Genomic DNA, 10,195 nt, shown 5'->3' with positions numbered 1-10,195 from the left:
CGATGTTCCCCACCTGGGCGAGCAGCCGTTTGGCGGCTGCCCGCATATCGTCGTTGGGCTCCACCGCCCAGACCCGCGCGACCCGGGGGGCCAGCAGGGCGGTCAGGATGCCGGTGCCCGCGCCGATGTCCGCCACCTGGGCCTCTGGCCCCATGGCCAGCTCCCTTGCCAGAAAATCCAGCATGGCGGCGGGATAACCGGGTCGATATTTCACATAGGCCTCGACCCGGGTCGAGAATCGCTGGGTACTGTCCATGGCAGACTCCTCTCTTGCTGCGGCCTTCATGCCGGCTCCCGGCCTGGTGACCAGGATCCCCATGCCACTACACTTGACCCCATCATGCAAGCCCCAAGCGGGTGGCAAACGGTGTACAGGCTGGCTTGCCACCCAGCAAAACAGCAGGCGCTGCGGGCGGCAGGATACCCATCAGGGCGCCCGCTCACGGGCGTCGAAGGACAATCACCAGGATGGAGCTGCGACACAATGAGACCAATCAAGAACAGGATTTGCCTCTGGTATGACGGGGATGCCGAGGAGGCGGCACGGTTTTACGCAAGCACCTTCCCCGACTCCGCCGTCGGTGCCGTACACCGGGCCCCGGCCGACTATCCCGCCGGCAAGGAAGGGGATGTGCTGACGGTCGAGTTCAGGGTGATGGGGATCCCCTGCCTCGGCCTCAACGGCGGGCCCGGGGTCCGCCACAACTGGGCGTTCTCGTTTCAGGTGGCTACCCAGGACCAGGCCGAGACGGATCGCTACTGGCACGCCATCATCGACCATGGCGGTCAGGCGAGCGAGTGCGGCTGGTGTCAGGACAAGTGGGGCATCTCCTGGCAGATCACCCCCCTCGCCCTCACCGAGGCGATCACCGATCCCGACCCCGAGGCTGCCAAACGCGCCTTCGAGGCCATGATGCAGATGGGCAAGATTGACATTGCCACCATCGAGGCGGCGCGCCGGGGCGAGTAGCCCGTTCGCACGGGCGCCACACACAACAAGGCCACCCCTGGGGGTGGCCTTGTGCATATTGGCTGTCAGCCCTTCACGGCGCCGCCATTACTTGGCGTAATCCTCGGTGGGCACGCAGGAGCAGAACAGGTTGCGATCGCCATAGACGTCGTCGATGCGGTTGACCGACGGCCACAGCTTGCTGGCGCGCACGGCGTCGGATGGGAAGACCGCCTCGGCGCGGCTGTAGCCACGGTTCCACTCTGCATCCATCACGTCGTCCTGGGTGTGGGGCGCATGGACCAGGGGGTTGTCGGCGAGGCTCCAGTGACCGTCCTGCACCCGGGCGATCTCGGCGCGGATGGCGGTCATGGCTTCCACGAAGCGATCCAGCTCGCGCTTGGATTCGGATTCGGTCGGCTCGACCATCAGGGTGCCCGCTACCGGGAAGCTCATGGTCGGCGCGTGGAAGCCGTAGTCCATCAGGCGCTTGGCCACGTCCATCTCGCTGATGCCACTGGCTTCTTTGAGCGGGCGGATGTCCAGGATGCACTCGTGGGCCACCCGGCCGTTGCGACCTGTATAGAGCACGGGGAAGGACTCGCCGAGCTTCTTGGCCAGGTAGTTGGCGTTCAGGATGGCGACCTGGGTGGATTTCTTGAGCCCCTCGTCCCCCAGCATGGCGATGTACATCCAGCTGATGGGCAAAATGCTGGCCGAGCCGAACGGTGCCGCCGACACGGCGCCGTTGTCACGGCTCTCCTTGTCGGTCTTGACCACGGCGTGACCGGCTACAAACGGTGCCAGGTGTTTCTTCACACCGATGGGGCCCATGCCCGGACCGCCACCGCCATGAGGAATGGCGAAGGTCTTGTGCAGGTTGAGGTGAGACACGTCCGCGCCGATAAAGCCTGGTGCCGTCAGCCCGACCTGCGCGTTCATGTTGGCGCCGTCGAGGTACACCTGACCACCATACTGGTGAACGATGTCGCACACCTCCTTGATGGTCTCCTCGTACACCCCGTGGGTGGAGGGGTAGGTCACCATCAGGCAGGAGAGCTGGTCTCCGACCTCGGCGGCCTTGGCCCGCAGGTCGTCCAGATCCACGTTGCCGGCCTTGTCACAGGCGGTGACGATGACCTTCAGGCCCGCCATCTGGGCGGAGGCCGGGTTGGTGCCGTGGGCAGAGGCCGGGATGAGGCAGACATCGCGATGCCCCTCGCCGCGAGACTCGTGGTACTTCTTGATGGCGAGCAGGCCCGCGTATTCGCCCTGAGCGCCGGAGTTGGGCTGCATGCAGACCGCATCGTAGCCGGTCACCTTCACCAGCCAGTCTTCCAGATCTGCCAGCAGCAGCTGGTAACCCTGGGTCTGCTTGAGCGGCGCGAAGGGGTGCAGCTTGCCGAATTCAGGCCAGGTCACCGGGATCATCTCGGCGGTGGCGTTGAGCTTCATGGTGCAGGAGCCAAGAGAAATCATGGCGTAGTTCAGGGCCAGATCTTTCGCTTCGAGACGGTGGATGTAGCGCAGCATCTCGGTCTCGGAGTGGTACTTGTTGAATACCTCGTGGGTCAGCACGGCGTCGGTGCGCAGCAGATCCTGCGGAATGGCGTGATGAGTCTGGGCGGCCTGGTCGAGGGCCTCCACATCGAGGCCGTGACCCGCCCCAAGGAACAGGTCGAACAGCTCGGCTACATCGCCTCGGGTGGTGGTTTCAGAGAGGGACACACCGACTGCACCATCGAGATCCGCACGCAGGTTGATGCCGAGCCCTTCGGCCTTGGCAATGAGTGCAGCCTTGTCCGACGTCAGTACTGTGAGGGTATCGAACCAGCTTCCGTGCTTGAGGGCCACGCCCTTGGCGGTGAGGCCGAGCGCCAGGATGGTGGTCAGACGGTGCACGCGGGAGGCGATGGTTTTCAGCCCCACCGGCCCGTGGTAGACGGCGTAGAAGCTCGCCATGTTGGCCAGCAGCACCTGGGCGGTACAGATGTTGGAGTTGGCCTTCTCGCGGCGGATGTGCTGCTCGCGGGTCTGCATGGCCATGCGCAGGGCGCTCTTGCCACGGGCATCCTTGGAAACGCCGATGATGCGACCCGGCATGGAGCGCTTGTAGGCATCGCGGGTGGCGAAGAAGGCGGCGTGGGGGCCACCGTAACCCATGGGCACACCGAAGCGCTGGGCACTGCCGAACACCACGTCGGCACCCAGTTCACCCGGGGATTTGAGCAGCAGCAGGGAGAGCATGTCGGTCCCGACGCAGGCCAGCCCCTTCTGGGCCTGGACGGCGGCAATGAGGGAACGCAGATCGGTCACATTGCCGGTGGTGCCCGGGTACTGGAACATGGCACCGAACACCTCTTCGCTCACGGCCTCGCTCGCAGGGCCGACCACCACATCGAAACCGAAGTGGACCGCGCGCTCCTTGACCACGTCGATCACCTGGGGGTGAACGTCGTCGGCCACGAAGAAGAGGTTGGATTTGGATTTGGCCATGCGCTTGGCCAGCGCCATGGCTTCGGCGGCGGCGGTGGCTTCATCGAGCAGGGAGGCGCTCGCCAGATCCATGCCGGTCAAGTCCAGGGTGAGCTGCTGGAAGTTGAGCAGGGCTTCGAGACGGCCCTGGGCCAGCTCGGGCTGATAGGGGGTGTAGGCGGTGTACCAGCCCGGGTTTTCCAGCACGTTGCGCAGGATGACGTGGGGCACGTGGGTGTCGTGGTAGCCCATGCCGATGTAGCTCTTGGCGATCTGGTTCTTGGCCGCATAGCCCTTGAGCTTGGCCAGGGCCTCCACTTCGGTCATGGGGGCGCCGATACCAAGCGGCCCCGGACGACGGATGGCGGCGGGGACCGTCTGCTCAATCAGATCGTCCAGGCTCTCGGCACCTACGGTGGCGAGCAGGGCCCGCAGTTCTTCCTCACCCGGGCCGATATGACGGCGGATGAAATCGGTTTTTTGCTCGAGTTCAAACAGTGACTGGGTCATTTCCCTATTTCCTGGTAATAGGTCCTGGCATGACATCCTGATAACCAAGACCTGATGTTCCTGTAGCCGGTCGATACCGGCTCCACTCATGTTCTGTGTCCGCCGCGGGCAGACGGGGAATGCGGCAAGGCATCCCGAAGGCGCAAAGGCTGCGCCCATCCTGCAACCGCCATGGCCGCAGGATGGCAGTCATACAAGTGGGCCCTGCTGTGTTGGCAGGGCCCGGGGGCATTACTCTTCGTCCACCACGTTCTGGTAGCCTTCGGCATCCAGCAGGTTGGCGAGCTCGCCCGCGTCGTCCAGCTTGATGCGGAACAGCCAGCCGGCGCCGTAGGGGTCGGAGTTGACCAGCTCGGGGCTGCCTTCCAGCTCTTCGTTGACGGCCAGGATCTCGCCGCTCACCGGGCTGTAGATGTCGGAGGCGGCCTTGACGGACTCCGCCACGGCGCAATCTTCACCGGCGCTCACCTGCTTGCCCACTTCCGGCAGATCGACGAACACCATGTCCCCCAGCAGATCCTGGGCGTGCTCGGTGATGCCGACCACGGCTTCGCCGTTGGCTTCAACACGGACCCACTCGTGGGAGGTGGCATATTTCAGTTCGCTCGGGATATGGCTCATTTGTGCTTCCTTTATGCTCTTGGATCGCTTCAACAAAAATGGGGCGGCGAAGGTCAACCCTCGCCGCCATCAATGATTACACCAGCGGCTGGCCGTTGCGCACGAAGGCCGGCTTGGTGACTTTCACGGTGACCTGCTTCTTGCGGATCTCCACCTGGGCCTGTTCGCCGATATCGCGGGGCACCCGCGCCAGGGCGATGCTGTAACCCAGGGTGGGCGAGAAGGAGCCAGAGGTGATCACCCCTTCCCGTGTCTCGCCGCTCTCGCTGGTGAAGGTGACCGGCATGCCGGCACGCAGCACGCCCTTTTCTTCCATCACCAGACCCACCAGCTTGGGCTGGTTGCCGGCGGCCTTCTGGGCTTCCAGGACTGCGCGGCCGATGAATTGGCGGGAGGCAGGCTCCCAGGCCAGGGTCCAGGCCATGTTGGCGGCGAGCGGAGAGATTGACTCGTCCATGTCCTGACCGTAGAGGTTCATGCCCGCTTCCAGGCGCAGGGTATCACGGGCACCCAGGCCACAAGGGGCCACGCCGTTGTCCAGCAGGGCCTGCCACAGATCGCACGCCTTCTCTTGGGGGACCACGATCTCGTAGCCATCTTCGCCGGTGTAGCCGGTGGTGGCGATGAAGAGATCCCCGGCCTGCACACCGAAGAAGGGCTTCATCCCTTCGACCGCCGCATTCTGCTCGGGGGTGAACACCTTGGCCGCCTTGGCCTTGGCGTGGGGGCCCTGCACCGCGATCATGGCAAGCTCGGGGCGCTCGGTCACGCTCACGGCAAAGTCGATGGCGTGATGGCGGATCCAGGCCAGATCCTTCTCGCGGGTGGCGGAGTTCACCACCAGGCGGTAGAAGGTATCGGTCAGGAAATAGGTGATGAGGTCATCGATGACGCCGCCTTCCGGATTGAGCATGCCGCTGTAGAGGGCCTTGCCGGGGACGGTGAGTTTGGCCACGTCGTTGGCCAGCAGGTGTTGCAGGAAGGCTTTGACCCGCTCGCCGGTCAAATCGACGATGGTCATGTGGGAGACATCGAACATGCCTGCATCGGTGCGCACCACATGGTGCTCTTCCAACTGGGAACCGTAGTTGATGGGCATCTCCCAACCGTGGAAGTCCACCATCTTGGCACCCGCTTCCAGGTGTTTCGGATGCAATACAGTAGTCTGGATCATCGCTGTGTTTCCTTAAGCGTTCGCGACAACACTCGCAATCCGCCCCGGCTCGTCGGGAACTACGGACCACAAGCTCTGTGCTCGTTCCCGCCCGGGCGGGCAGGAGTGATTCCTTGAACGGAGCGGATTATATGACAAGCGTGCCGGGGCACCGCTCAAAAAAAACTAATCCTCACCCAACTCACTGACACCAGACACTAAGGCAAAAACAGTGATAAAAACAGCCAAAACCGCGCCATTGCGGGATTTAATGTTGATTTTTACCGTCTCGTCACAATTTACAGAAAAACGTTTCGCTTCTCGCCAACATTAAAGGCTGACACCCCGAAGGGGCATCTCGCCCTGTCAGATTAGTTTTTTTGTTAAAACCCCGGGGTAATATTAGATTTTTTCACCTTTGGCCAGGGTGGGCAGCTCCCCATCCAGCCCCATGGCGGCCCGGATCATGCCCTGCTTGAGGGGACCAAGACCGTCGACGGCGCGAAGCCCCACCCCGCGCACCAGCTTCTTGAGGGGGTTGCTGCCCGCAAACAGTCGCTTGAGCCCCTCCATGGCCGCCAGCATGCGCGCCGCCTCGCTCTTGCGCCAGCGCTCATAGCCCCGCAGGTTGGCGAGCAGGCCGATGTCCGCGTCCTTGCCGTGATGAATGAGGATCTGCTCCGCCAGGGCGGCGGCATCCAGCAAGCCCAGATTCACGCCCTGCCCCGCCAGCGGGTGGATGGTGTGGGCCGCATCCCCCACCAGCACCAGGCGCTCGCGGGCAAAGTCGCGGGCGTAGCGGGCGGTGAGCGGAATGGCGCTGCGAGCCCCCTCCACCTTGCACAGCCCGAGGCGCCCATCAAAGGCGGCGGTGAGCTGGCGGTTGAAGCCGTCATCATCCAGGGCGCAGAGCGCCTCGGCGCGGGCCGCGGGCACAGACCACACGATGGAGCAGAGGTCGGGCTGCCACAAGGGCAGGAAGGCGAGCGGCCCCTGGGGGGTGAAGATCTGGCGCGCCACCGCCTCATGGGGCTCGGCACAACGCACCGTCGCCACCAGGGCGTGATGACCGTAATCCCAGCTGGTGAGCGGGATATCGGCCTGACGGCGCACCCAGGAGTGGGCGCCGTCGGCGGCCACCACCAGCTTGGCCGAGAGGGCCTGGCCATCTTCCAGCAGCAGCAGGGCGCCCGCTGGCCCGCACTGCAGGCTGGTGGCCCGGGCCGGGGTCAGCATCTGGATATTGCTGGCCCCCGCGATGGCGTCCAGCAGCGCAAGCTGGATCACCCGGTTCTCGACGATGTGGCCAAGGGCCCCCTGACGCAGGCTGGCAGCATCGAAATCGATGTGGCCGAAACTGTCCTGCTCCCACACCTGCATCTTCTCGTAGCGCTGCAGGCGGCGCGCCACTATGCCGTCCCAGGCGCCGACCCCTTGCAGGATGTGCTGACTCGCGAGGCTCAGGGCACTGACCCTGTTGTCCGGCGTCTCACCGAGCGTTGCATCGGGCAGCCGGCCTTCCACGATGGCCACCTTGATCGCCCGGTTCTTGAGGGCGGCAGCGAGCCCCAGGCCCACCATGCCCCCCCCCACGATCACCACATCCACATCTTGCATCTGCATTCTCTTGTGTCCTTTCCGGGCGAGTCGCCAGGATCTGCGAGGCGACGCCCACAGGCGTGCCTCTTGCTCGAAATCGTCTTTGCCGCCCAGGGCGACAGCGCTTATTGGCCGCACACCTCGCCCACGAATCCCAGGGTGCGGGAGGCGAGCGGTGCCTTGAGCCAGGGCACTCTGCCCATCAGGGAGAGCGCCAGATTGCGGCCCACCACCAGGGGAGCGTGATGGTTTGAGAAGAGCTGGGCCAGGGAGGACGTGAGCCAGACGGTCTGGGCCTGATCGTCCCGCCGCTGCTGCCAGTAGCCGCTTAGCACCTCAAAGCCGCCGATGTCTTCCCCCGCCGCGAGCGCACGGGCCAGGGTCCGGGTCAGCACGTCCAGATCCCGCATGCCGAGGTTGAACCCCTGACCGGCGATGGGGTGCAGCAGGTGAGCGGCGTTGCCCACCAGCACGGTGCGCTGGGCCAGCGGGTAGTCGGCCACCGTCAGCACCAGCGGATAGAGGTGGCGCACGCCGGTACGCTCGATGCGCCCGAGGCGCCAGCCAAAGGCCTGCTGCAGACGAGCGAGAAAGGCGGCATCATCCAGTGCAAGCAGCCCCGGTGCCTCGTCCCGCGGGACGCTCCACACCAGGGAAGAGAGGCCGTCCTGCATGGGCAGCAGGGCCAACGGCCCTCCGTCGGTAAAGCGCTCGAAGGCCCGCCCGGCGGGATCCTCGGCAGTCTTGACGGTGGCGATGATGGCGCTCTGGCCATAATCGTGGCGACTGACCGGCATCTTGAAATGCTGGCGCACGAAGGAGTGGCCCCCGTCGGCCGCCACCAGCAGCCGGGTGCGGTAGCGCGCGCCCCCCTCCAGGGCGAGCGTCACTCCCCCCTCGTCGGGGTCGATGGCCTCAAGCCTGGCCGGGCACAACATACGGATCTGCGGGCAGGCGGCGATCGCCTCTTGCAGCACGATGCCCGCCGCCGACAGCTCGATCACCTGACCGAGGGCGGGTAGACCATACTCCGCCGCCGACAGCCGGGTCTGGCCGCAGTGGCCCCGATCCGACACATGGATATGGGTGATGGGGGAGCAGTGGGGCACCAGGTGCGGCCAGAGGCCGTGACGGGCCAGCGCCTCGCAGGTACCGGCGGAAAGCGCGATGGCACGGGCATCGAAACCGGGATGAGCATTGAGCTCGGGCGCACTCGCCTCCAGCAGCAGGATCTGCAGGGGGGCACCATCCTGTCCTTTCAGGGCGGCAAGGGAGAGGGCCAGCACGGCACCACTCATACCACCGCCGACGATAACCACGTCGACGTGAACCAGATCAGTTTGAGACATGAGAAGAGGGCATAGGCGAAAAAACGTGGGCCAATCCTACCACAAAGGTGGCGGACGGGATGCGAAGCCACGGGCAAAAAACCGCTTTGGCACCATGGGTTAGCAGAGTACCTCCCCTGCTCTCACCCCTTGTAAAACAGAAAGAGCGCCGTGATGCGCTCTTTCATTGACCCGCTGGGCGGGCAGATCAGTGCAGGGTCGGCGGCGTGCTCGGTGCGGCCGGGCGCTTGCCAAACTCCTCGAACGCCATCATGACCCCGAGGCGCACGTGTTCGTAGAGCACCAGGAAAGAGGCTTCGTTCTCTTCATCTTCCTGATCGAATTCGGCAGAGACCTGGGTGATGCTGGCGATGTCCTGAATCATCTCCTGCAGCTCTTCGGATGCCTTGGAGAGCTCCTGTTGCACCACGCCAAAGCCGGCCAGGAAGGCCTGGGACCAGTCCACCAGCAAGTCGATGCGCTCATCGAGCGGCGCCTCGTCGCTTGGCAGCAGCAACTCGACGCCCCTTTGTGCCATCAGGCTCTCGATCACCTCGTGATAGAGGTCGGTCATCACTTGGCGCACCGGTGCCGGCAAGCCGAAACCGTCGTTGATCAGATCATTGAAATGGGGCTGCCAGCTTTTGTCGTCCAGGGCCACGCCACCGCACACCAGGCCGCAGATCACGCCATGGGCCTCGACGGCCGTCGCCATGAGGTCGTGCTGTGCCATCAGGTCCGCCACGGCGGCGTATTTCAGGGGGTTTGTTTTGCTCATCTAGGATCCGCTCAAAGTTCAGGCAAATATGCAGAATTTATGGCCGAGATCCTAGCATTCTCCCCCTGCCAGAGCCAGCAAGGCCTTGAAACTTCTGCATCTGCGCTATATAGTCCCGCCCAGTTGTCCACGTGGATAAAGGCGGAAATCAGCCCCGCCGTATTGAGGAAGGCATGAGCATAGAGGCCGTAGAAATCGTCATTCTGGGACGTCCCTACAAGGTGTCCTGTCCCCTGGGACAACAAGATGCCCTGCGCCAGGCCGCCGACCAGCTGACCGACAAGCTCATCGAGCTTCGTCAACGTTCCAAGGTCTCCAGCAACGAACAGCTGGCCGTCATGGCAGCGCTCAATTTCTGTCATGAGCTCTGCCTTGAAAAAGAGAAAAACCACCAATACTCTGAGACCATGGACAAGCGGATCAAGATGCTGCAACGCACCATCGAAGCCGCCTTGATCGAGCACGGACAATACGGTGAATCCAGCGAAGAGGCATAACAGCCCTAATCGCACCGAGTTTTGAAATTCCCTGGAGTGTTTGTCAGCCGGTTCAAGTCCCCGAGCCGATATTCATACCAAACAGGGGGTCTGCCTTCTGGCTATTGAGCATGCTCGGCCCGACCGAGAAGCCTGCGGCCAGATTAGATCTCCGCCTTGAACCGACGGTTCAAGGGCCCAAACCGGCAACGGCATCTCCGGGGTACCTACCCAAGAAAGCCCGTCATCACGACGGGCTTTTTCTTGGCGCTGTCCCAATTACATGTTGAAAGGCTAACCTTGAAG

At 63.7% G+C, this 10,195-nt stretch carries 9 protein-coding genes and 1 other RNA gene; 3 read left to right on the top strand and 7 right to left on the bottom strand.

Annotated features, from left to right (window positions below):
* A partial coding sequence (locus AACR77_RS19865) for a class I SAM-dependent methyltransferase (RefSeq protein ID WP_042877818.1) occupies positions 1 to 256 on the bottom strand: 256 nt, incomplete at its 3' end.
* Positions 257 to 484: 228 nt separating this feature from the next.
* Here AACR77_RS19865 and AACR77_RS19860 point away from each other — a divergent pair.
* Positions 485 to 970, top strand: coding sequence for a VOC family protein (locus AACR77_RS19860; protein ID WP_042877816.1), 486 nt, complete (start codon positions 485 to 487; stop codon positions 968 to 970).
* 87 nt (positions 971 to 1,057) lie between these two features.
* Here the strand turns inward: AACR77_RS19860 and gcvP are convergent, their stop codons facing one another.
* The 6 genes from gcvP to AACR77_RS19830 all read right to left on the bottom strand — a co-directional run bounded on the left by gcvP (position 1,058) and on the right by AACR77_RS19830 (position 9,413).
* Positions 1,058 to 3,934, bottom strand: a complete 2,877-nt coding sequence (gene gcvP / locus AACR77_RS19855) for an aminomethyl-transferring glycine dehydrogenase (protein ID WP_042864002.1) — start codon at positions 3,932 to 3,934, stop codon at positions 1,058 to 1,060.
* Positions 3,935 to 4,165: 231 nt separating this feature from the next.
* Entirely contained in the window at positions 4,166 to 4,555 is a 390-nt protein-coding gene (gene gcvH, locus AACR77_RS19850) for a glycine cleavage system protein GcvH (RefSeq protein ID WP_010675081.1), read from the bottom strand.
* Positions 4,556 to 4,631: 76 nt separating this feature from the next.
* Positions 4,632 to 5,729, bottom strand: coding sequence for a glycine cleavage system aminomethyltransferase GcvT (gcvT, locus tag AACR77_RS19845; RefSeq protein WP_042864003.1), 1,098 nt, complete (start codon positions 5,727 to 5,729; stop codon positions 4,632 to 4,634).
* A 381-nt stretch (positions 5,730 to 6,110) separates the two neighbouring features.
* Entirely contained in the window at positions 6,111 to 7,331 is a 1,221-nt protein-coding gene (locus tag AACR77_RS19840) for an FAD-dependent 2-octaprenylphenol hydroxylase (RefSeq protein ID WP_042877814.1), read from the bottom strand.
* Between the two features lie 101 nt (positions 7,332 to 7,432).
* Entirely contained in the window at positions 7,433 to 8,656 is a 1,224-nt protein-coding gene (gene ubiH, locus AACR77_RS19835; protein ID WP_042877812.1) for a 2-octaprenyl-6-methoxyphenyl hydroxylase, read from the bottom strand.
* 187 nt (positions 8,657 to 8,843) lie between these two features.
* A complete protein-coding gene (locus AACR77_RS19830) occupies positions 8,844 to 9,413 on the bottom strand; it encodes a UPF0149 family protein (protein ID WP_042877810.1) in 570 nt (189 codons plus the stop codon).
* A 173-nt stretch (positions 9,414 to 9,586) separates the two neighbouring features.
* On the opposite strand from AACR77_RS19830, the gene zapA reads away from it, so the two are divergent.
* Complete coding sequence (gene zapA / locus AACR77_RS19825; RefSeq protein ID WP_042877808.1) at positions 9,587 to 9,910, top strand: cell division protein ZapA; 324 nt, start codon at positions 9,587 to 9,589, stop codon at positions 9,908 to 9,910.
* 25 nt (positions 9,911 to 9,935) lie between these two features.
* Positions 9,936 to 10,118, top strand: a non-coding RNA gene (gene ssrS / locus AACR77_RS19820) — 6S RNA.
* Positions 10,119 to 10,195 lie beyond the last annotated feature (77 nt).

The organism is Aeromonas sp. ZOR0002, assembly GCF_963866995.1.
Classification (GTDB): domain Bacteria; phylum Pseudomonadota; class Gammaproteobacteria; order Enterobacterales; family Aeromonadaceae; genus Aeromonas; species Aeromonas caviae.
This window is presented reverse-complemented; position numbering and strand designations above follow the sequence as displayed.

Excerpts from the sequence above, each read along its gene's own strand:
- AACR77_RS19860 (WP_042877816.1), top strand. The coding sequence starts at position 485 with ATGAGACCAATCAAGAACAGGATTTGCCTCTGGTATGACGGGGATGCC.
- gcvP (WP_042864002.1), bottom strand. The coding sequence starts at position 3,934 with ATGACCCAGTCACTGTTTGAACTCGAGCAAAAAACCGATTTCATCCGC.
- gcvH (WP_010675081.1), bottom strand. The coding sequence starts at position 4,555 with ATGAGCCATATCCCGAGCGAACTGAAATATGCCACCTCCCACGAGTGG.
- gcvT (WP_042864003.1), bottom strand. The coding sequence starts at position 5,729 with ATGATCCAGACTACTGTATTGCATCCGAAACACCTGGAAGCGGGTGCC.
- AACR77_RS19840 (WP_042877814.1), bottom strand. The coding sequence starts at position 7,331 with ATGCAGATGCAAGATGTGGATGTGGTGATCGTGGGGGGGGGCATGGTG.
- ubiH (WP_042877812.1), bottom strand. The coding sequence starts at position 8,656 with ATGTCTCAAACTGATCTGGTTCACGTCGACGTGGTTATCGTCGGCGGT.
- AACR77_RS19830 (WP_042877810.1), bottom strand. The coding sequence starts at position 9,413 with ATGAGCAAAACAAACCCCCTGAAATACGCCGCCGTGGCGGACCTGATG.
- zapA (WP_042877808.1), top strand. The coding sequence starts at position 9,587 with ATGAGCATAGAGGCCGTAGAAATCGTCATTCTGGGACGTCCCTACAAG.